General features: G+C 70.3%; 20 protein-coding genes and 1 other annotated feature. Of the genes, 10 read left to right on the top strand and 10 right to left on the bottom strand.

The features are described 5' to 3' along the window. Positions 1-255: 255 nt before the first annotated feature. The 3 genes from ACSQ14_RS16785 to ACSQ14_RS16775 all read right to left on the bottom strand — a co-directional run bounded on the left by ACSQ14_RS16785 (position 256) and on the right by ACSQ14_RS16775 (position 4492). Positions 256-2361, bottom strand: coding sequence for a malate synthase G (locus ACSQ14_RS16785; RefSeq protein WP_436014809.1), 2106 nt, complete (start codon positions 2359-2361; stop codon positions 256-258). A 277-nt stretch (positions 2362-2638) separates the two neighbouring features. After that, positions 2639-2845: a DUF4170 domain-containing protein gene (locus ACSQ14_RS16780; RefSeq protein ID WP_436014807.1), complete on the bottom strand. Its 207-nt coding sequence runs from the start codon at positions 2843-2845 to the stop codon at positions 2639-2641. A gap of 54 nt (positions 2846-2899) precedes the next feature. After that, entirely contained in the window at positions 2900-4492 is a 1593-nt protein-coding gene (locus ACSQ14_RS16775; protein ID WP_436014805.1) for an isocitrate lyase, read from the bottom strand. Positions 4493-4653: 161 nt separating this feature from the next. On the opposite strand from ACSQ14_RS16775, the gene ACSQ14_RS16770 reads away from it, so the two are divergent. Continuing rightward, entirely contained in the window at positions 4654-6093 is a 1440-nt protein-coding gene (locus ACSQ14_RS16770) for a helix-turn-helix domain-containing protein (RefSeq protein ID WP_436014803.1), read from the top strand. A 57-nt stretch (positions 6094-6150) separates the two neighbouring features. Here the strand turns inward: ACSQ14_RS16770 and ACSQ14_RS16765 are convergent, their stop codons facing one another. Beyond that, complete coding sequence (locus tag ACSQ14_RS16765) at positions 6151-7137, bottom strand: NAD(P)H-quinone oxidoreductase (protein WP_436014801.1); 987 nt, start codon at positions 7135-7137, stop codon at positions 6151-6153. Positions 7138-7224: 87 nt separating this feature from the next. Between ACSQ14_RS16765 and ACSQ14_RS16760 the strand changes: the two genes are divergently transcribed. Next, positions 7225-7428: a DUF1192 domain-containing protein gene (locus ACSQ14_RS16760; RefSeq protein ID WP_436014799.1), complete on the top strand. Its 204-nt coding sequence runs from the start codon at positions 7225-7227 to the stop codon at positions 7426-7428. Positions 7429-7525: 97 nt separating this feature from the next. Next, positions 7526-8035 (top strand): protease adaptor protein RcdA, encoded by a 510-nt coding sequence (rcdA, locus tag ACSQ14_RS16755; RefSeq protein ID WP_436014797.1) that lies wholly within the window; start codon positions 7526-7528, stop codon positions 8033-8035. Positions 8036-8402: 367 nt separating this feature from the next. Here the strand turns inward: rcdA and rpmE are convergent, their stop codons facing one another. After that, positions 8403-8627 (bottom strand): 50S ribosomal protein L31, encoded by a 225-nt coding sequence (gene rpmE, locus ACSQ14_RS16750; protein ID WP_436014795.1) that lies wholly within the window; start codon positions 8625-8627, stop codon positions 8403-8405. A 119-nt stretch (positions 8628-8746) separates the two neighbouring features. On the opposite strand from rpmE, the gene ACSQ14_RS16745 reads away from it, so the two are divergent. After that, positions 8747-10609, top strand: coding sequence for an ABC transporter transmembrane domain-containing protein (locus ACSQ14_RS16745; RefSeq protein ID WP_436014793.1), 1863 nt, complete (start codon positions 8747-8749; stop codon positions 10607-10609). Positions 10610-10774: 165 nt separating this feature from the next. Here the strand turns inward: ACSQ14_RS16745 and ACSQ14_RS16740 are convergent, their stop codons facing one another. Beyond that, positions 10775-11569, bottom strand: coding sequence for an inositol monophosphatase family protein (locus ACSQ14_RS16740; protein ID WP_436014791.1), 795 nt, complete (start codon positions 11567-11569; stop codon positions 10775-10777). Between ACSQ14_RS16740 and ACSQ14_RS16735 the strand changes: the two genes are divergently transcribed. Beyond that, positions 11568-12077 (top strand): GFA family protein, encoded by a 510-nt coding sequence (locus tag ACSQ14_RS16735; RefSeq protein WP_436014789.1) that lies wholly within the window; start codon positions 11568-11570, stop codon positions 12075-12077. The two genes, ACSQ14_RS16740 and ACSQ14_RS16735, sit on opposite strands and share 2 nt — an antisense overlap. Before the next feature lie 106 nt (positions 12078-12183). Here ACSQ14_RS16735 and thiE read toward each other — a convergent pair whose 3' ends face one another. Beyond that, entirely contained in the window at positions 12184-12834 is a 651-nt protein-coding gene (thiE, locus tag ACSQ14_RS16730) for a thiamine phosphate synthase (protein ID WP_436014787.1), read from the bottom strand. Positions 12835-12932: 98 nt separating this feature from the next. Here thiE and ACSQ14_RS16725 point away from each other — a divergent pair, with 98 nt between their 5' ends. Continuing rightward, complete coding sequence (locus tag ACSQ14_RS16725; RefSeq protein ID WP_436014784.1) at positions 12933-13487, top strand: TspO/MBR family protein; 555 nt, start codon at positions 12933-12935, stop codon at positions 13485-13487. A gap of 21 nt (positions 13488-13508) precedes the next feature. Here ACSQ14_RS16725 and ACSQ14_RS16720 read toward each other — a convergent pair whose 3' ends face one another. Further along, complete coding sequence (locus ACSQ14_RS16720; protein ID WP_436014782.1) at positions 13509-13754, bottom strand: hypothetical protein; 246 nt, start codon at positions 13752-13754, stop codon at positions 13509-13511. 44 nt (positions 13755-13798) lie between these two features. Beyond that, positions 13799-14848 carry a potassium channel family protein gene (locus ACSQ14_RS16715; RefSeq protein WP_436014780.1) on the bottom strand — a complete coding sequence of 350 codons (1050 nt, stop codon included), beginning with the start codon at positions 14846-14848 and terminating at the stop codon, positions 13799-13801. 90 nt (positions 14849-14938) lie between these two features. Beyond that, positions 14939-14997, top strand: a sequence feature (sul1 is cis-regulatory element that is thought to sense ions involved in sulfur or methionine metabolism; They are found in Alphaproteobacteria). Between the two features lie 40 nt (positions 14998-15037). Between ACSQ14_RS16715 and ACSQ14_RS16710 the strand changes: the two genes are divergently transcribed. From ACSQ14_RS16710 to ACSQ14_RS16695, 4 genes are all read left to right on the top strand, one after another. After that, the gene (locus tag ACSQ14_RS16710) at positions 15038-15676 is read left to right on the top strand and encodes a SulP family inorganic anion transporter (RefSeq protein WP_436014778.1); all 639 of its coding nucleotides are present in this window, start codon (positions 15038-15040) and stop codon (positions 15674-15676) included. Beyond that, positions 15673-16521: a SulP family inorganic anion transporter gene (locus ACSQ14_RS16705; RefSeq protein ID WP_436014776.1), complete on the top strand. Its 849-nt coding sequence runs from the start codon at positions 15673-15675 to the stop codon at positions 16519-16521. Before ACSQ14_RS16710 ends, ACSQ14_RS16705 begins: the two co-directional genes overlap by 4 nt. A 94-nt stretch (positions 16522-16615) precedes the next feature. Beyond that, on the top strand, positions 16616-18742 hold the full coding sequence (locus ACSQ14_RS16700; protein WP_436014774.1) for a TonB-dependent receptor: 2127 nt from the start codon (positions 16616-16618) through the stop codon (positions 18740-18742). Then, on the top strand, positions 18742-19830 hold the full coding sequence (locus ACSQ14_RS16695; protein WP_436014772.1) for a PepSY-associated TM helix domain-containing protein: 1089 nt from the start codon (positions 18742-18744) through the stop codon (positions 19828-19830). The genes ACSQ14_RS16700 and ACSQ14_RS16695 overlap by 1 nt, the downstream gene beginning before the upstream one ends. A 140-nt stretch (positions 19831-19970) precedes the next feature. On the opposite strand, the gene ACSQ14_RS16690 is transcribed toward ACSQ14_RS16695, so the two are convergent. Next, positions 19971-21281, bottom strand: coding sequence for a dicarboxylate/amino acid:cation symporter (locus tag ACSQ14_RS16690; RefSeq protein WP_436014770.1), 1311 nt, complete (start codon positions 21279-21281; stop codon positions 19971-19973). Between the last annotated feature and the right edge of the window lie 15 nt (positions 21282-21296).

Below are 21296 nucleotides of genomic sequence, written 5' to 3'. Positions count from 1 at the left end.
AGGCGTGTGAGCGGCGAGGCCCTGCCGGCCGCCCGCCCCCTCCACCCCGCGCTCTTCGCTGCGCTCGGCGCGCGGTCCCCCTCCCGCCGCTTCGCGGGGGAGGTAGGGCGGAAATTTCCAGTGTCATCCCGGTTTCGCGAAGCGAAGACCGGGACCCAAGAACACGGCGCGGCGAGGGTCGCGCCGAGGCCGGCGACGCCGGTGTTCTTGGATCCCGGACAGCCGCTCACGCGGCTTCCGGGATGACAGGTGGGGTTACTGGGCGCCCGCCTTCACCTTCGCCCGGTAGGCGTGCAGCAGCGGCTCGGTGTAGCCGTTCGGCTGGGCGACGCCTTCGAACACCAGCGCCCGGGCGGCCTGGAAGGCCAGGCTCTGGTCCTCGCGCCCGGCCATCGGCCGGTAGGCCGGATCGCCGGCGTTCTGCTGGTCGACCTTGACCGCCATGCGCTTCAGCGCCGCCTCGACCTCGTCGGCGGTGACCACCCCGTGCAGCAGCCAGTTGGCCATGTGCTGGCTGGAGATCCGCAAGGTCGCGCGGTCCTCCATCAGCCCGACGTCGAAGATGTCCGGCACCTTCGAGCAGCCGACCCCCTGGTCGACCCAGCGCACGACGTAGCCGAGGATCCCCTGGGCGTTGTTGTCGAGCTCCTCGCGGATCTCGTCGGGGCTGAAGTTGCGGCCCAGCGCGACCGGCACGCTGAGCAGCCGGTCGAGGCTGGCGACCGGCTCGGCCCGGCGCTCGGCCTGGCGGGCGAACACGTCGAGCCGGTGGTAGTGGGTGGCGTGCAGGGTCGCCGCGGTCGGCGAGGGGGTCCAGGCGGTCGAGGCCCCGGCCTTCGGATGGCCGAGCTTCTGCTCGAGCATGTCGGCCATCTTGTCGGGGGCCGCCCACATGCCCTTGCCGATCTGCGCCTGGCCGGACAGGCCGCAGGCCAGGCCGATCTGCACGTTGCGGTCCTCGTAGGCCTTGATCCAGTCGGCGTTCTTCATCTCGACCTTGCGGATCATCGGCCCGGCCCGCATCGAGGTGTGCATCTCGTCCCCGGTCCGATCCAGGAAGCCGGTGTTGATGAAGACGATGCGGTCCTTCACCGCTTCGATGCAGGCCGCCAGGTTGGCCGAGGTGCGGCGCTCCTCGTCCATCACCCCGATCTTCACCGTGTGGCGCGCCAGCCCGAGCAGGTCCTCGACCGCGTCGAACAGCCGGTTGGCGAACGCCGCCTCCTCCGGGCCGTGCATCTTCGGCTTGACGATATAGACCGAGCCTTCGCGGCTGTTGGTGAAGCGGCCGAGCCGCTTCAGGTCGTGCAGCGCGATCAGGCTGGTGACCGCGGCGTCGAGGATCCCCTCGGGCGCCTCGCGGCCGTCCGGCAGCCGCACCGCCGGGGTGGTCATCAGGTGGCCGACGTTGCGCACGAACAGCAAGCTGCGGCCCGGCAGCACCAGCTCGGCCCCGTCGAGGCCGACATAGCGGCGGTCGCCGTCGAGCGCGCGGGTCAGCACCTTGCCGCCCTTCTCGAAGCGGGCCTCGAGGTCGCCCTTCATCAGCCCCAGCCAGTTGGCGTAGGCCTCGACCTTGTCCTGCGCGTCGACCGCGGCGATCGAGTCCTCGAGGTCGACGATGGTGGTCAGCGCCGACTCCAGCACCACGTCGGCGATGCTGGCCGGGTCGTCCTGGCCGATCGGGTGGGCCCCGTCGACCACCACCTCGATGTGCAGGCCGTTGTGGCGCAGCAGCAGGCTCTCGCCGCGCCGGCCGACCAGCTGCGACGGGTCCTTGAGCTCCGGGTCGCCGCCGGCGAACTCGGCCCAGGTCCCGTCCGCCAGCGGCACGGCTTCGTCGAGGAAGGCCTTGGCCCAGGCGATCACCTGCGCCCCGCGGGCCGGGTCGTAGCCCGGGCCCTTAGCCTGGCCGGGGATCGCGTCGGTGCCGTAGAGCGCGTCGTAGAGGCTGCCCCAGCGGGCGTTGGCGGCGTTCAGCACGAAGCGGGCGTTGAGCACCGGCACCACCAGCTGCGGCCCGGCCAGCGTCGCCACCTCGGCGTCGACGTTACGCGGCGCGACCGCGAACGGCGCCGGCTCGGGCACGAGGTAGCCGATCTCGCGCAGGAAGCCCTGGTAGGCGGCTTGGTCGATCGGCTGGCCCTTGCGGGCCGCGTGCCAGCCGTCGATCTGCGCCTGCAGCTCGTCGCGGCGGGCCAGCAGGACTGCGTTCTCCGGCGCGAAGCGGGCGTAGATCGCGGCCAGCCCGGCCCAGAAGGCCTCGGCCGTCACCCCCGTGCCGGGCAGCGCCCGGTCCTCGAGGAAGCGGACCAGCGGTTCGGCGACCTGCAGCCCGGCCTTCTCGATCATCTGCGTCATGGGGGTGGATGTCCTTGAAACTATGGTGCGGCGGCGAGGGCGAGAACGCCCCTCAGTCAGCTTCGCTGACAGCTCCCCCGCTGCGCGGTGGGAGCATCTTTACGCCAAGATCCTCCACCGCGAAGCGGGGGAGGTGGCCACCCCGCCGCTTTGCGGCGGGCAATCCCAGGGTGGCCGGGTCGCTTTGCGACCCGGTAGGCCGGCAGGCGCGAGACGGAGGGGGCGTTCTTCCGGATGAGAAGCCGCCCCCGCCGGTGCGGGAGCAGCCCAAAATCCATCAGTGCGGCAGGGTCAGCTGCTCGGCGGTGATTGAGTACTTGGCGGTGGCGCAGCTGCGGGTCTGCTCGGAGATCTGCTTCCAGGCGGCGCGGGCGTCGTCCCGGGTCGCGAAGGGGCCGAGTACGTCCGGTTGACCCTTCTTCAGCGTATGGAAGGTCGTGCTGCTGTATTCGCCGCCGACGACCCAATAGCGTTCCGTGGTCATGCTGCTTGCTCCTGAAGATCCGGCGGACGGACCAGCCGCCCGCCGGGCGCCGCCTTAGGCGAACTGGTTCATCGTGTTGTGGACGCCGCCGGCCTTCAGCGCGGCTTCGCCGGCGAAGTACTCCTTGTGGTCGTCGCCGAGGTCAGAGCCGGACATGTTCTGGTGCTTCACGCAGGCGATGCCCTGACGGATCTCCTGGCGCTGAACGCCGAGCACGTAGCCGAGCATGCCCTGGCTGCCGAAGTACTCCTTGGCCAGGTTGTCGGTCGACAGCGCCGCGGTGTGGTAGGTCGGCAGGGTGATCAGGTGGTGGAAGATGCCCGCGCGCTTGGCGGCGTCCGCCTGGAAGGTGCGGATGCGCTCGTCGGCTTCGATCGCCAGCGCCGTGCCGTCGTAGTCGACGCTCATCAGCTTGGCGCGGTCGTACTGGCTGACGTCCTTGCCGGCCTTTTGCCAGGCGTCATAGACCTGCTGGCGGAAGTTCAGCGTCCAGTTGAACGACGGCGAGTTGTTGTAGACCAGCTTGGCGGTCGGATGGGCCTCGCGGACCCGGTCCATCATGCCGGCGATCTGCTCGATGTGCGGCTTCTCGGTCTCGATCCACAGCAGGTCCGCGCCGTTGTCGATCGCGGTGATGCAGTCGAGCACGCAGCGGTCCTCGCCGGTGCCGGCGCGGAACTGGAACAGGTTCGAGGGCAGGCGCTTCGGCCGCAGCAGCTTGCCGTTGCGGTTGATGATGACGTCGCCGTTCTGCAGCTCCGACGGGGCGACCTCCTCGCAGTCGAGGAAGCTGTTGTACTTGTCGCCCAGGTCGCCCGGCTGCTTGGAGACCGCGATCTGCTTGGTCAGGCCGGCGCCCAGGCTGTCGGTGCGCGCGACGATGACGCCGTTGTCGACGCCGAGCTCGAGGAAGGCGTAGCGGACCGCGCGGATCTTCTGCAGGAAGTCCTCGTGCGGGACGGTGACCTTGCCGTCCTGGTGGCCGCACTGCTTCTCGTCGGAGACCTGGTTCTCGATCTGGATGCAGCAGGCGCCGGCCTCGATCATCTTCTTGGCGAGCAGGTAGGTCGCTTCGGCGTTGCCGAAGCCGGCGTCGATGTCGGCGATGATCGGCACGACGTGGGTCTCGTAGGAGTCGATCGCGTCGGTCAGCTGCTCTTCGCGCGCCGCGTCGCCGGCCTTCCGGGCGGCGTCGAGCTCGCGGAACATGCCGCCGAGCTCACGGGCGTCGGCCTGGCGCAGGAAGGTGTAGAGCTCTTCGATCAGCGCCGGCACCGAGGTCTTCTCGTGCATCGACTGGTCCGGCAGCGGGCCGAAGTCGGAGCGCAGCGCGGCGACCATCCAGCCCGACAGGTAGAGGTAGCGGCGCTTGGTCGTGCGGAAGTGCTTCTTGATCGAGATCAGCTTCTGCTGGCCGATGAAGCCGTGCCAGCAGCCCAGCGACTGAGTGTACTGCGCCGGGTCGGCCTCGTAGGCCGCCATGTCCTTGCGCATGATGTCGGCGGTGTAGCGGGCGATCTCCAGGCCGGTCTTGAAGCGGTTCTGCAGGCGCATGCGCGCCACGGCCTCGGCGCCGATCCCATCCCACATGCCGCTCTTGCTCTTGATGAGCTGGCCCATCTCGATGATGTGGTCTTGGTAGGACATTTTGACTCTTCCGCGAATTGACTGGGGGGGTCGCCTTTGACAACCGTCGCAGCCCACTAACGCTTGAATTCCCATTAAGGAAACAGCCCTCGGCGGGGCAAAAGGCGAAGCTGTCACAGTTCGACGTTGTAATACTTGTAAATCTGTGACAACTCACACAGATGGCTGGCCCGACCACCGACCGGAAGCTGTTCCTGGGCGCGCGCCTGAAGCGCCTGCGCCGCGAGCTGGGCATCACCCAGACGCGGATGGCCGAGGACCTGGGCGTCTCGCCGAGCTACCTGAACCTCCTGGAGCGCAACCAGCGCCCGGTCACCGCCCAGGTGCTGCTCAGGCTGGCCGAGGCCTATGACCTCGACCTGAAGAGCCTGTCGTCGGATCCGGAGTCCTCCGGCGCGACCGGCCTCTCCGAAGTGTTCACCGACCAGCTGTTCCGCGACCTGGGCTTGCCGCGGCACGAGATCGCCGAGGTCGCCGAGAGCGCGCCGGGCGTCGCCGAGGCCGTGGTGCGGCTGTATCGCGCCTACCTCGACCAGCGCCGGCTGTCGGAGCTGGGCGCCGCCGGCCGGCCGGAGGAGGGCGGGGCGGCGATGCCGGTCGCCATGCCGTCGGACTGGGTGCGCGACTTCATCCAGGCGCAGAAGAACTACTTCGGCGAGCTGGAGGACGCCGCCGAGACGGTGGTCGAGGCGATGGGCGCCGAGCCGCAGGACTTCGCCTGGGCCGCGCGCGAGCGGCTGGCCAAGACCCACAACATCCAGGTCCGGGTGGTGCCGGTCGAGGTGCTGCCGGAAAGCGTCCGGCGCTTCGACCATCACCGCAAACGGCTGTTCCTGTCGGAGGCGCTGACCGCCGAAGGCCGGGCCTTCTCGCTGGCCTATCAGCTGGCGATCCTCGAGCACCGCGAACTGCTCGACCGGCTGGCCGACCGCTCGAACCCGCCGGACCGGCCGACCCGCAACCTGCTGAAGGTGTCGGTCGCCAACTATCTGGCCGCGGCCATGCTGATGCCCTACGGCGCCTTCCACGAGGCCGCCGAGCGCACCGCCTACGACATCGACCTGATCCGCGCCCGCTTCGGCGTCTCGTTCGAACAGGCCTGCCACCGGCTGACCACGCTGGCCCGCTCAGGCGCGCGGGGCGTGCCGTTCTTCATGATGCGGGTCGACAGCGCCGGGAACATCTCCAAGCGGTTCGCCGGCTCGACCTTCCCGTTCTCGCGGTTCGGCGGCGCCTGTCCGCGCTGGAACATCCATTCCAGCTTCCGCACGCCCGGGCGGATCATCACCCAGATCGTCGAGACCCCGGACGGCCAGCGCTACTTCACCATCGCCCGCACCGTCACCCGCGTCGCCACCGCCTACGCCGGCGAGGACGCCGAGCTGGCGATCGGCATGGGCTGCGAGCTGAAGTACGCCGAGCGGCTGGTCTATTCGCGCGGGCTCGACCTGAAGGAGCCGAAGGCCACCGCCATCGGCCCGGCCTGCCGGATCTGCGAACGCCCGGCCTGCCCGCAACGCGCCGCCGAGCCGATCAGCCGGACGCTGACGGTCGACGACTTCACCAAGTCGATCTCGCCGTACCCGTTCGCCGAGGGGTGATCCGCTTCAACGCGCTCACCTCCCCCACTGCCGCGGGGGAGGTAGGAAAGGGGGGCGTCACACCGTCAGCACCACCTTGCCGACGTGCCCGCCGGCTTCCAGGTGCGCATGCGCCTGGGCCGCCTGCTCCAGCGGGAAGGTGGCGTCGACCGGCGGCCGCAGCAGGCCCTGGGCGACCCACGGCCAGACCACCCGCTCGACCTCCGCCGCCAGCCGGGCCTTCTCGTCGGCGCTGCGGGGGCGCAGCAGCGAGCCGGTGACCACGGCGCGCTTCTGCATCAGCTTGAAGATCGGCAGGCTGGCCTCGCCGCCGGCGAGGCTGGCGACGAAGACGATGCGGCCGCCGGTCTTCAGGGCGTCGAGCTCCTTCTTGAAGTAGTCGCCGCCGACCATGTCGAGCACCACGTCGACGCCGCCCTCGCGCTTGCAGACCTCGGTGAAGTCCTCGGCGGTCGTGTCGACGGCGACGTCGGCCCCGAGCGCGCGGGCGACCGCGGCCTTGTCGGCCCCGCGGCCGGTGGCGATCACCTTGGCGCCGGCGGCCTTGGCCATCTGGATCGCGGTGACGCCGATGCCGGAGGTCGCACCGTGCACCAGCAGGTTCTCGCCGGCCTTCAGGCTCCCGTGCTCGAAGACGTTGGCGTAGACGGTGAAGACGGTCTCCGGCAGCGCCGCGGCCTGGACGAAATCCAGCCCGGCGGGGAGCGGCAGGGCGTGCCGGGCGTCGCAGACGGCGTACTGCGCATAGCCGCCGCCGCCGAGCAGGGCGCAGACTTGGTCGCCGACCTGCCAGCGCCCGGCGGCCACCGCCACCTCGCCGGCGACCTCCAGGCCCAGGGTGTCCGGCGCTCCGGGCGGCGGCGGATAGGCGCCGGCGCGCTGCACCAGGTCGGGCCGGTTCACGCCGGCGGCGCGCACGGCGATCAGGATCTCGCCGGGCTTCGGCTGCGGCGTCGGCAGGGTTTCGGCGCGAAGGGCCGCGGCCGGGCCCTTGCCGCCTTCGATGACGATCGCCCGCATGGTCGCCGGGACGGAATTGCTCATGGGTGTGGCTCCATCGGTCTTGCGCGGGACGGCTTTGCGGGGTTTGGATAGCCGGCTCCGGGGGGACGGCATAGGGAGGCGTTCGCGATGGATGAACCTGCCGAAGTTCGCGTGGGTCGTGGCCAACGGCTCAACGAAGCCCTGAAGGAAGACCTCGAACTCTACGCCGTCGCCGAGCTTGAGGAACGCATCGCCATGCTGCGCGCCGAGATCGACCGGGTGCAGGGCCAGATCGAACGCAAGCAGGCCGGGCGGGCCGCCGCCGACGCTCTGTTCTCACCGCGATCTTAACCGGTCGCTTACCAAGCTTGGCACGGGTGTTGCACCCTTGCCTCCGACAACACACCACTCGTCCCGTGTCAGGAAACGGCCGGAGGCTGGGATCAAAATGAGCGAAGCGAACACCGTGCTGCCCTGGCGTTCTGACGTGATCCAGGACTTCGCCCGATCCGAGCTGTTCGAGCGGACCTTCCAGGAAGGCATGGACCTGGTCGAAGAGACCGCCGGCTACCTCGACGGCTCCGGCCGGCAGGAGTCCAAGTCGCTGTCGCGCAACGCCGCCCTGGCCTACGCCTCGGAGAGCATGCGGCTGACCACCCGGCTGATGCAGGTGGCCTCCTGGCTGCTGGTGCAGCGCGCCGTGCGGGAGGGCGACATGGCCCCGACGGCGGCCTGCGAGGACCGCTACCGGCTGGCCGCCGAGGACGTCTGCCGCAACGCCGAGACCCCGGCCGAGGGCCTGCCGATTGGTCTGCTGTCGCTGCTCGACCGCTCCGAGCGGCTGTATGAGCGCGTCCGCCATCTCGACCGGCGGATGTACGTCGAAGTCGAAAACGCCGCCCCGCACCCGGTGCTGTCCCAACTCGACCGCCTGAAGACCGCGCTCGGCGGGTTCTGAGGTCCGAGCCGCTCGTCCCCGCGCAAGCGGGGAGCCAGGCTTTTTGGAAACCACGAAAGCCACGAAAAGGCTTTGCCGGCGCGCGCCGTGGCGCGACGTCGCAGCTTGGCTGTGCCGGGCGGTCCTGAGGCCGATCAGTCGACCGGCCGCTGGCCGGTCATTTTGACGCAACAAGGCCAGCCAGTGCGGGCGCGCTCAGCGCCAGCGTTTCGTGTCTTTCGTGTTTTTCGTGGTTCGAGTTTCGCGTGGTCCCTGGCGAAGAAGCCTGGGTCCCCGCTTTCGCGGGGATGACCGGAGAGGGCGCGCACAGCAAAAACGCCGCGAAGGTTGCCCCTCGCGGCGTTCGAAACTTGCAGTCTTCCAGCGCTTACTTGCGCGTGAAGGCACCGAACTTGGCGTTGAAGCGCGACACGCGGCCGCCGCGGTCGAGCAGCTGGTGGCCGCCGCCGGTCCACGCCGGGTGGGTCTTCGGATCGATGTCCAGGTTCAGCGTCGCGCCTTCCTTCCCGTAGGTCGAACGGGTCTGGTAGGAGGTGCCGTCGGTCATCACCACGGTGATGAAGTGATAGTCCGGGTGGGTGTCTTGTTTCATCGCGCGGGCGCCTGACGTAAAGGAGCGGCCAAAGTTGAACGGCCGCCCGCCAGGACGGCCACGAAAATGAAGCCGGGCCTATAACCGAAAGCCCGGCCGAAATGCAAGGTGTGACGCGTATGAGTGGAGACACGGCCGACGTCGCGGTCGCGGCGGACGGGCGCCCCAGCGCCGGCCAGACGCTCGCGCAGGGCCTCGACGAGGCGGCGGCGCGGCGCGGCAAGAGCCGCAACGTCGGCGCGCTCAGGCGGCTGGCGCCGTTCATCGCGGCCCACTGGGGCGACGCGGCGGCCTCGGGCCTGTTCCTGCTGGTCTCGACCTGCGCCACGCTCGGACTGTCGGGCGCAGTGCGGCTGCTGGTCGATCACCTGGGCTCGGCCCAGCGCACCGCGGCGACCGCGGCCTCGATCAACCCGTGGTTCCTGCTGATCGGCGCGGTGGCGCTGACCTTGGCGGTGGCCACCGCCGGCCGCTACTTCTTCATCACCAAGCTCGGCGAGCGGGTGGTCGCGGACCTGCGCAAGGTCACCTACCGGCACATCCTGACGCTCGACCCGCTGTTCTTCCTCAGCACCCGCACCGGCGAGGTGCTGTCGCGGCTGACCACCGACATCCAGATCGTCGAATCCCTGGTCGGCTCGTCGATCTCGGTGGCGCTGCGCAACCTGCTGACCCTGATCGGCGCGATCATCCTGATGGTGATCGTCAGCCCGCAGCTGACCGGCCTGGTGCTGCTGCTGATCCCGCTGCTGATCGGCCCGCTGGCGATCTTCGGCCGCCGGGTGCGCAAGCTCACCGCCTCGACCCAGGACCGCTTCGCTGAGGCTGTCGGCCTGGCCGGCGAGAGCCTGGACGCGCTGGAGACCGTGCAGGCCTTCGGCCGCGAGGGCATGGCCGCCGAGCGCTTCGGCGCGGCCGTGGAGGCCTCCTTCGCCACCTCCCTGAAGCGGATGAGCGCCCGGGCGCTGATGACCGCCCTGGTGATCGGCCTGGTGTTCGGCGGTGTGGTGCTGATCTTCTGGTTCGGCGTCCAGCAGACCCTGCAGGGCCATCTCAGCACCGGGGCGCTGATCCAGTTCGCCATCCTGGCGGTGCTGGCCGCCGGCGCGGTCGGCTCGCTCGGCGAGAGCTGGGGCGACGTGCAGAAGGCCTCCGGGGCGATGGAGCGGATCGGCGAGCTGCTGGACTCCCAGCCGAACGTGAAGCGTCCGGCCCATCCGCAGCCGCTGCCGGCTCCGGCCCGCGGCGCGCTGGCCTTCCAGGACCTGACCTTCGCCTATCCCGGGCGGCCGGACCTGCCGGCGCTGCGCGACTTTTCGCTGCAGGTCCGCCCGGGCGAGCGGGTGGCGCTGGTCGGCCCCTCGGGCGCCGGCAAGAGCACTGTCTTCCGCCTGCTGCTGCGCTTCTATGATCCGCAGGCCGGCCGCATCCTGTTCGACGGCGTCGACCTGAAGGACGCCGATCCCGCCGAGCTGCGCGCGCGGATGGCGCTGGTGGCCCAGGACAGCCCGCTGTTCTCCGGCTCGGCGCTCGACAACGTCCGCTTCGGCCGCGACGACGCCAGCCCCGAGGAGCTGCGCGCCGCGATCCGCGCGGCCCAGGCCGAGGGCTTCTTGGAGACCCTGCCGCAGGGGCTGGACTCCGCGGTCGGCGAGCGGGCGCGCGGCCTGTCCGGCGGCCAGCGCCAGCGGCTGGCGATCGCCCGGGCGCTGGTGCGCGAGGCCCCGGTGCTGCTGCTCGACGAGGCGACCAGCGCGCTGGACGCCGAGAACGAGCGCCTGGTCCAGGCCGCGCTCGACCGCGCCATGGCTGGCCGCACCACCCTGGTGATCGCTCACCGGCTGGCGACGGTGCTGAAGGCCGATCGCATCGTGGTGATGGACGAGGGCCGCGTCGTCGAGCAGGGCGCGCACCCGGAGCTGGTGGCGCGCAACGGCCTCTACGCGCGGCTCGCCGCGTTGCAGTTCGGCGAGGCGGCGTAGCGCCGCCGCACCCGCTCATCCCCGCGAAAGCGGGGACCCAGGTGTATTTGTTGTCAAAGCTGGGGGTTCGCTCGCCGACGCAGGACAAAAAGCCTGGATCCCCGCTTTCGCGGGGACGAGCGGATTAAACGCGGGCGGAACAGCTCCCCCCGAGGGGAGCAATGCCTACTGCGCCGCCTTCAGCCGATCGAGCACCAGCGGGTGGACGTCGAGGTTGCCGGCGAGGATCGAGCCCTGCGTCAGCATGTCATCGCCGCCGTCGGCGTCGGTGACCTTGCCGCCGGCCTCGGCGACCAGCAGCAGGCCCGCGGCGACGTCCCACGGCTTCAGGTCGCGTTCCCAGAAGCCGTCGTAGCGGCCGGCCGCGACCCAGGCGAGGTCGAGCGCGGCGGAGCCGAAGCGGCGCACGCCGGCGACCCGCTGGCTGATCCCGTGCAGCTCCTTCAGGAACCGCGCGTGCTGGCCATGGCCGAGGAACGGGATGCCGGTCGCCACGACGCACTCGTCGAGCCGGGTCCGGGCCGCGACGCGCAGCCGCTTGTCGTTGACGTAGCAGCCCTTGCCCTTCTCGGCCCAGAACAGCTCGTTGCTGATCGGGTTGTAGGTCACGGCGGCGACGATCGCGCCCTCGCGCTGGAGGGCGATGTTGATCGCGAAGTGCGGGATGGCGTGCAGGAAGTTGGTCGTGCCGTCGAGCGGGTCGACGATCCAGGTGTGGGTCTTGTCGGTGCCTTCGATCAGGCCGCGCTCCTCGCCGAGGAAGCTGTAGCCCGGCCGCGCCTTGCTCAGCGCCTCGAACAGCGTCTCCTCGGCCTTGAGGTCGGCGGCGGAGACGAAGTCGGCGGGGGCCTTGCGCGCCACCTGCAGCTCGGCGAGTTCGCCGAAATCGCGGTTGAGCCCACGCGCGGCCTTGCGCGCGGCGTCGCTCATCACCTTCAGAAGGGCGGATTGGCTGATCATGGGGCGGGATACCTATTGGCCGGGGGCAAGGCAAGGCGGTTGCGCTTCGCCCCGCCGGCGGCGATCTGTTCGGAGTCTGACAGGAGGCGGCGATGGACGCAGCAAGATACATGAGGCGGCCTGTGCTTGCGGCGGCCTGCGGCTGCGGCTGAAGGGCGATCCTGAGTATGTTTCGAGCTGCGCCTGCCAGGCCTGCCAGCGTCGCACCGGGGCGGCGTTCGGCGTCACCGCCATCTTTTCGCAGGACCAGGAGCTCGAACACTCCGGCGACGTGAAGGTCTGGCGGCGGATCGCCGAAAGCGGCGCCTGGGTCGACTACAGCTTCTGTCCGACCTGCGGCACGACCGTCTGGTGGCTCGCCGAGGGCCGGCCGGGGAAGATCATGGCCGCCGGCGGCTGTTTCGCCGACAAGGACTTCCCGCCGCCGCAGCGGATGATCTGGATCGAGCACCGCGCCCCGTGGGTGCGGCCGCCCGAGGGCGTGCCGGAAATCCTCGGCGCGCCTTAGATCAACCTGATCTCCGCTCGTACCCGCGAAGGCCGGTATCCAGATCCAGCCTGAGGCCCTGGTGGGCTTCACCTGGGCCCCGGCCTTCGCCGGGGTGAACGGTCAGCTAGGCCCGCTCGGCCAGCCCGGCGTCGATCTCGCGGTTGAGCGCGGCGACCGCCGCGGCCGGGCCCTCGCCATGGCTCCAGACGCCGGCGCAGACGGCGACGAAGTCGGCCCCGGCGCGGGCCACTTCGCGGGCGGTCTCGACGGTGATCCCGCCGATGGCGACGCACGGCGTCTCCATGGTCTCCTGCCAGATGCTCAAGACCTCCAACTCGCAGCGGGACTTGGCGTCCTTGGTGCCGGTCGGGAACACCGCGCCGAAGGCCACGTAGTCGGCGCCGGCCTCGGCCGCCTCCATCGCCATGTGGCGGCTGTCGTGGCAGGTGACGCCGACGATCCGGTCGCGGCCCATCAGCCGGCGGGCCTCGGCGAAGGTGCCGTCCTCCTGGCCGATGTGCACCCCGTCGCAGCCCAGCTTCGCCGCCAGGTCCGGGCGGTCGTTGAGGATCACCGCCACGTCGCGCGCCGCGGCGATCGGGCTCAGCGCATCGACGGCCGCGGCGATGATGTCGTCGTCGACGTCCTTCAGCCGGATCTGCAGCGCGGCCACGTCGCCGGCGTCCAGCGCGTGGGCCAGCACCCGGCCGAAGCCGGCCAGGTCGTCGAGCTTCGGCGGGGTGATCAGGTAAAGCCGGCAGAGAGAAGCGCTCATGCGCGCCTCATAGCGCGCTTCCCGCCCCGGCTGAAGGCGTCGCCGGAACCGGCTTTGGGCCTTGTGGATTTCGGCAGGACGCAAAAGCGGAGGTAGGCATGACGTCGTTGGTACGCGGAGCGGTGGACAACCTCGCCAACAGCCGGGGGCGTTCGACCCAGCACCTGCTGATCGGCCTGGGCGTGACGGCCACGGCCGTGCTGGGCTCGGCGATCATCGCCAGGCTCAACGCGCCGACGCCGGACAATCCGAAGGTCCGCGCCGCCTACGACCGCCTCGACAAGCCCGCCATGCAGCCGCCGCCCAAGGCGTTCGCGGTGATCTGGCCGCCGCTGTTCCTGGCGCTCACCGTGTCCGGCCTGCGGATCTGGAATGCGCCGAGGAGCCCGGCGCGGACCCAGGCGCTGACGCTGTGGGGCGTGGTGCAGGCGCTGAACGCGATGTGGATGGCGCTGGGCCCGCGTCGCCTCGGCGGCCAGCTCGCCACCGCGATCACGACGCTCGGCACCGCGGCGGCCTATGTCTGGCGCGCCCGGCAGATCGACCCGCCGGCGGCGCGCATGGTCGCGCCCTACGTCGGCTGGATCGGCTTCGCCAACGTCCTGACTGAAGAACTCTGGCGCAAGAACGCCGCCAAGCCGACGTTGCACTAAGTTCGGGGCGAGGAGGGAGGACTAGTATTCGTCTGGGTCGAAGCGCTCGTCGAAGCCGTGGTTGGCGGAATAGAAGGCCAACCACATCAGCACGCCGGTGAGCGCGGCGACCATCACGCAGCCGCCGACCACATAGGGCCAGATCGGGCCGAGGCTGCGCCAGCCGCCGCCGAATTGTGACCCCTCGAAGAAGGCCCAGCCGGCGAACACTGCGAAGGCCGCCAGGCCTGCGAAGGTCAGCCCCAGAACGATGAAGTGCTTGCCCATGATTGGAAACAATGGGTGATCGCCGCGCCGGTTCCGCCGCGGCGCTAGCGTGACGTCTGCGGGGCGTCTGGCGCATCGCCCGCGCGGGCGACCACCTCGACGACGAGGTCGCCCGGCTCCAGCCGCGCGGCCTGCGGATCGGAGAAGCCGAACGCCTGGCCGCCACGATAGATGCGCAGGCCCAGCCCGGTGGCGAGGGCCGACAGCGGTTTGCCGACCTCGTCGGGGGCGACGCGCCGCTCGCGCAGCATCACCGTGCCGTGCGCGCCGGCCAGATCGGCCATGTACTCGGCGATGTGCGGGCCGTGGGTCGAGCCGGCCAGCAGCAGGCCGGCGAAGCTCGCCGGATTGATCACCGTGTCGGCGCCGGCCTGGCGGGCGAGCGGTTCGTTGTCCTCGGAGCGGACCACCACGCTGATCGGCAGGTCGGGCGCGAGCCGCCGGGCGGTCAGCACGATCAGGATCGAGGTGTCGTCGCGTCCGGCCGAGACGATCAGCGCGCTGGCGCGCGCCAGGTGGGCGGTCTCCAGGGTGGCGTTGCGGGTCGCGTCGCCGTCGAGGACGGTGACGCCGCAGCCTTCCGCCGCCTTGAGGGACGCCGGATCGCAGTCGATCACCAGGATCTTGGTCGCGGGGGTGCCGGCGCGCATCAGTTCGGCCACCGCCTCGGCGCCGCTGACGCCGTAGCCGGCCACGAGCACATGGCCGTGCAGGTTGCGCTGTATCAGGCTCATTCGGCCCCTCTCCAAGAGTCCGCGCAGGAAGAAATCGTACGCCGTGCCGAGGAAGATCAGCCATACGAACAGCCGGATCGGGGTGAGGCCGAAAGCGTCGAACAGCCGCGCCCGCTCGGTCACCGGCACGATGTCGCCATAGCCCACCGTCGTGACGGTGATCATGGTGAAGTAGACGACGTCGGAGAAGCTGATCTCTCCGTCGATGTTGTCCCGCAGGCCGCCGCGGTCGAGCCAGTGAACGCTCAGGGCGACGCTGATCAGCGCCAGGGCCAGCGCCAGGCGCAGCACCAGCGACAGCCAGGCGGGCAGGCCGGTCTGGCGACGGATGCTGAGGGGCTTGGCGGCGCGCGCGGGCATCGTGAAGCTTAAACTCCTATCGCGCCCGGTGTGGGCCACGCCAGCCAACCTTGCATTCGCCGACGCGGCGTAGCATCAGGCGCGCCTCGCTTCGGACCCGCCCACCCAGGGACGGGCGGCTATCCCGGCCGCCGATCCGCCAGGAAACTTCGCCCGCAACGTCGATGCGGCCGACCTGCAGATGAACCCATGTCCGTAATTGCTTCGGCGCGCCAGCAATGGCTCGCCAACCCTCGCCGCGAACTGCTGGCCGGGACGGTGGTCGCCCTGGCGCTCATCCCCGAGGCCATCGCCTTCTCGATCATCGCCGGCGTCGATCCGGCGGTGGGCCTGTACGCCAGCTTCATCATCGCCACGACCATCGCCTTCGCCGGCGGGCGGCCGGCGATGATCTCGGCGGCGACCGGCGCCATGGCGCTGCTGATGGGCGGGTTGGTCCGCGACCACGGCCTCGAATACCTGTTCGCCGCCTCGCTGCTGTGCGGGGTGTTCCAGGTGCTGATCGGCCTGCTGCGGCTGGGGCGCTACATCAAGTTCGTCTCCCGCTCGGTGATGACCGGGTTCGTCAACGCCCTGGCGATCCTGATCTTCCTGGCGCAGATGCCGGAGCTGGTCGGGGCCAATTGGCAGACCTTCGCCATGACGGGCGCCGGCCTGGCGATCATCTATCTGTTCCCGCGGCTGACCCGGGCGGCGCCCTCGCCGCTGGTGGCGATCCTGGTCCTGACCGCTGTGGCGGTCGGCCTGGGCCTCGACGTGCGCACTGTCGGCGACATGGGCCAGATGCCCCGCACCCTGCCCAGCTTCCACCTGCCCAGGTCCCGTTGAGCTGGGAGACGCTGGCGATCATCGCGCCGGTCTCCGCCACGCTGGCCTTCGTCGGCCTGCTGGAAAGCCTGCTGACCGCCAACCTGATCGACGACCTGACCGACACGGCGTCCGACAAGGACCGCGAGACCCGCGGTCAGGGCCTGGCCAACATCCTGTCGCCGCTGTTCGGCGGCATGGCGGGCTGCGCCATGATCGGCCAGTCGATGATCAACGTCTCCTCGGGGGCCCGCGGCCGGCTGTCGACCCTGTGGGCCGGGGTGTTCCTGCTGTTCCTGATCCTGGTGCTGCAGGACTGGGTCGCGCGCATGCCGATGCCGGCGCTGGTCGCGGTGATGATCATGGTCTCGATCAACACCTTCGACTGGAAGTCGCTGGCCACGCTGCGCTCGACCCCGCTGCAGTCGTCGATCGTGATGATCGCCACGACGGGAACGGTCGTGCTGACCCACGATCTCTCCAAGGGCGTGGTGCTGGGCGTGCTGCTGTCGGCGGTCTTCTTCATGCGCAAGGTCGGCAAGACGCTCGCCGTCGCCGAGGTCGCGACGCCGGAGGCGGGCGTGCTCCGCTACCGGGTCGGCGGCCAGCTGTTCTTCGCCTCGGCCGGCCTGTTCGCCGCCAGCTTCGAGCACCATGGCCGGCCGACTCGCGTCGAGATCGACCTGTCCGACGCCCATGTCTGGGACCTGACCGGCGTGGCCGCGCTCGACAAGGTGGTGTTCCGCTATCGCCGCCAGGGCGCGGAGGTGACGGTGAGCGGCCTGAACTCGGCGAGCCGGGCCCTGGTCCAGCAGGTCGGCCGGCACGGCAAGACCCATCTGCCGGAGGGCGCCGAGCTTCACTAGGGCGGGGGCCCACGCCGGGGTCTGGGCGCAAAAATGCGAATGCCTCGCAGAAACTAATCGCGTATAGGGCGCCCAAAGAACAAGCGGGGGCGTCATGCGGACGGCTGTTTCGATTTCCATGGTCCTGGGCGCGGCGCTGGCGGCGTCCCCGGCGATCGCCCAGACGAGCGTGGAGCGCGAGGTCGACGAGGTGGTCGTCACCGCCACGCGAAGCACCCTGCCGGCCAACGCCTTGCCGCTGACCGTCGAGGTGATCGGCAAGCCGGCGCTGGACCAGCAGGTGGCGATCAGCGGCTCGGTGGTCGACGCGGTCTCGGCGCTCACCCCGTCCTTCTCGCCGACGCGGCAGAAGCTGTCCGGCTCCGGCGAGACCCTACGCGGCCGCTCGCCGCTCTACGCGATCAACGGCATCCCCCAGTCGACGCCGCTGCGCGACGGCTCGCGCGACGGCTTCACCATCGATCCGTTCTTCATCGACCGGGTCGAGCTGATCTTCGGCTCCAACGCCCTGCAGGGCATCGGCGGCGCCGGCGGCATCGTCAACCAGGTGGTGGTCGGCGCGCCGAGCCAGGAGGGCTGGAGCGGCCGGATGCTGCTGCAGGGGACCGCCGACGACGAGTTCCACGGCGACGGCTACGGCAAGAAGGCGGCCGGCCTGGCCAGCTGGCGCGGCGGCGGCTTCGACGCCACCGTCGGCGGGGCCTACGAGACCCGCGGCGCCTTCTACGACGGCGACGGCAATCGCGTCGGCGTCGACACTGTCCAGGGCGAGTCGCAGGATAGCGAGAGCTGGTCGCTGTTCGGCCGCTTCGGCTACGAGTTCGGCGAGGCCAGCCGGCTCGACCTGATGCTCAACCGCTTCCAGCTCGATGGCGACGGCGACTACCTGGCGGTGGTCGGCAATCGCGGCCTGAACATCCCGGCCTCGGCGATCCGCGGCACGCCGCCCGGCATTCCGGCCCGCGGCCGCACCGAGACCGCCTCGCTCACCTACACCGACGACGCGCTGCTCGGCGGCCACCTGGTCGCCCAGGCCTACTACAACCGCACCCGCGACACCTTCGGCAGCGACCCGACGCCGATCGCCACCTTCCAGGACGCCCGCATCGCCCCGGTCGGCACGCTGTTCGACCAGTCGGAGAACCGCTCGAAGAAGCTGGGCGCGAAGTTCAGCTACGAGCGCACCGTGCCGGGCTGGGAGGCGATGACCGCGACCCTCGGCTTCGACCTCTTGAAGGACCGCACCGAACAGGCGCTGGTCGCCACCGACCGCGCCTGGGTGCCGCCGACCGACTTCCGCAGCATCGCGCCCTTCGTCCAGGCCAACCTCGCGCTGTTGGACGGCAAGGTCCGGGTCGCCGGCGGCCTGCGCAACGAGAACGTCCGCATCAAGATCGACGACTTCACCACGCTGGCCTTCTACGGCGCGCGCGAGGTCGACGGCGGCGCGCCGAAGTTCAGCGACACCCTGCTGAACGGCGGGGTCATCTACGAGCCGATCGACGGCCTGCGCGCCTACGCCAGCTACGCCGAGGGCTTCACCGTGCCGGACGTCGGCCGGATCACCCGTTCGATCACCCAGACCGGGGTCGACATCGACGACTTCCTCGACATCAGCCCGATCATCTCGAACAACCGGGAGATCGGCCTGGAGTGGAAGCGCGGCCCATTCGAGGCCACCGCCGCCTACTTCTGGTCGACCAGCAAGAAGGGCCAGCTGCTGGTGCTGGTCGGCACGGTGTTCGAGGCGCAGCGCCAGCGGGTGGAGATCGAGGGGCTGGAGCTGAACGCCAGCCTGCGCACCCCGATCCCCGGCGTCACCGTCTCGGCCGGCTACGCCCACCTGACCGGCAAGACCGACTCCGACGGCGACGGCAAGGTCGACATCGACCTCGACGGGGCCAACATCTCGCCGGACCGCATCCTGGTGGCGCTCGACTACGCCCGGGGCCCGTGGACCGGCCGGCTGCAGGCCAACGGCTACCTTGCCCGCGACTACGCCGGCGCGGACCCGCGCAACAGCTTCGACGGCTACGCCCTGTTCGACGGCTCGGTGCGCTACGACAGCGGCCGCTGGGGCGGCGTCACCCTGGCGGTGCAGAACCTGCTTGACGAGTTCTACATCGACTACAACACCGACACCCAGCAGCCGACCAACAACCAGCGGTTCTTCGCCGGTCGCGGACGGACCTTCACCCTGGCCTGGGATTACCGCTTCTGATGCGCGCGCTGGATCTCCTGCACCGCTGGCTGGGGGCGATCATCGGCCTGCTGCTGGCGGTGTTCGGGCTGTCCGGCGCGCTGCTTGCGCACAAGGACCTGTGGGTCACCGCGCCCGGCGCGCGCGACGCCCAGGTGCAGGACGTCGCCGCCCTGGCCGCGGCGGTCGAGAAGATCATGGCCGACCCGGCCGAGCGGCCGCGCAGCATTCTCTTCGCGACCCGCAGCTTCGGCCTCGACCGGCTGAACTTCGGCGAGGAGGCCGGCGCCTACGCCACCCAGGGCGGCGAGATCGTCGCCCGCTGGTCCAGCAAGTGGGACAGGCCGGAGCTCTGGCTGTTCGACCTGCACCACCACTTGTTGTCCGGCGACACCGGCGAGACGATCGGCGGCGTCGCCGCGCTGGTCGGCCTGGGGTTCGTCGTCACCGGCCTGATCCTCTGGTGGCCGCTGCGGCGCAGCTTCCAGCTGCGCGCCTGGCCGAAGAGCGGCGCGCGGTTCGCCATCCTGAGGCACCATCGCGACTGGGGCGCGCTGCTGGCGCCGGTGCTGGCGCTGGTGCTGGCCAGCGGCGCGCTGATGATCTTCCGACCGCTGACGAACGTCGTGTTCGGGCCCGGCGCGGCGGCCGAGATCACGAGCGCGCTCAAGCCGCCCCGCGCGCCGAAGGCCGAGCTCGCGGCCCATCCCGACTGGCGCGGGATGCTGGAGACGGCGCGCCGGCTCTATCCCGACGCCGAGGTGCGGTCGCTGTCGCTGCCGAAGGGCGAGGCCGGGCTGATCAGCTTGCGCCTGCGCCAGCCGCACGAATGGGCCCCGAACGGCCGCACCATGCTGTGGTTCGCCGCCGACAGCGGCCGGCTGGTCGAGGCTCGCGGCGTCCAGGCGCTGCCGGCCAGCGCCCAGGCCTACGGCGCGCTCTACCCGCTGCACGCGGGCAAGGTCGGCGGCCTGGCTTACCGGCTGTTGATCACCCTGGTCGGCGTCGGGCTGACACTGTTCGGCACGCTGACGGTCTGGACCTTCTGGTTCCGCCGCAAGCCGCTGAAGCGCAGCGTCCGCGTGGCGCAGGCGCCCGTCCGAGGCTGAGGCTTAGAACCACGAAAAACACGAAAGACACGAATGGCGGTCCCGGACGCGCAGCGCCTGGGATCGGATGACCGGCCTGCGGCCGGTCCGGGATGTCTCGCTCGCAGCTACCGCCCGCTCGGCGCTTTTTTTTGGTTCAGTCAGCCCGCCGCCGCGGCCTCGGCGGCCGCCTGGTCGCGTTCCGGCTTGGAGACCACCACGGCGGCGACCAGGTCGCCGGTGACGTTCAGCGCCGTGCGGCACATGTCGAGGAAGCGGTCGACGCCGAGGATCAGGCCGATGCCTTCCGGCGGCACCCCGACCATCCCGAGGATCATCGCCACCACCGGCAGCGAGCCGGCCGGCACCCCGGCGGTGCCGACGCCGCCGAGGATGCAGACCAGCATCACCATCAGCTGCTGGCCAAGCGTGAGGTCGACGCCGAAGAACTGGGCGAGGAACAGCACCGTCACGCCTTCGAACAGGGCGGTGCCGTTCTGGTTGGCGGTGGCCCCGATGGTCAGCACGAAGCGCGAGATCTTCGGCGGCAGCTTGAGCTGGTCCTCCGCCACCCGCAGCGCGGTCGGCAGGGTGGCGTTCGACGAGGCGGTCGAGAAGGCGACAAGGATCGCCTCCTGCGAATTGCGGAAGAAGGCGATCGGCGACATCCCGCCGAACAGCCACACCGCCGCCGAGTAGACGACGAACATGTGGATGCCGAGCGCCAGCAGCACCACGCCGACATAGGCGCTGAGCCGCACCAGCAGCTCCCAGCCGAACAGGGCGGCGAGGTTGAACATCAGGCAGGCGATGGCGATCGGCGCCAGCCGGATCACCAGGCTGATCAGGATCATCGAGACTTCGAGCAGCCCCTCGATCGCCGATTTCAGGGTGGTGACCGCCGGGCTGCGGTTCTGCAGCAGCACGACGCCGACGCCGAACATCAGGGCGAAGAACATCACCGGCAGGATCTCGTTGTCCGCCGCCGCGCCGATCACGTTGGCGGGGATGATCTGCACCAGGGCGGCCGGCCCCTCGAGCGACTTCGGCGAGCGCTCGACGATCGCCTGCGCCCCGCTGGCGGCCTCGCCGAGCAGCCGCTGGGCCAGCGCCGGATCGACCCCGTCGCCGGGCCGCAGCAGGTTGACGGTGAGCAGGCCGACGACCACCGCGACGCTGGACAGGCCGAGCGTGAACAGCAGCGTCCGCCAGCCGGTGCGGCCGAGCGCGCCAAGGTCGCCCATCTCGGAGATGCCGATCACCAGCGCCGAGAACAGCAGCGGCAGCACCAGCATGAACAGCAGCCGCAGGAACACCTGCCCGGCCGGCTGGGTGACATAGGTGGTCAGGTTGACCACCCAGGCCGCGTCCGGGCCGGCGGTGAGGTTGACCACCAGCCCGACCCCCAGGCCGACCAGGAAGCCGACCAGCATCTGCAGCTGCAAGGGGAGGGCGCGGAGCTTGGCGATCATCGGCGTACGGGTGTC

The sequence above is a fragment of the Phenylobacterium sp. LjRoot219 genome (assembly GCF_964252995.1).
GTDB lineage: Bacteria > Pseudomonadota > Alphaproteobacteria > Caulobacterales > Caulobacteraceae > Phenylobacterium.
Note: the sequence above shows the minus strand (reverse complement) of the source record. Positions and strands in the feature narration are given on the sequence as shown.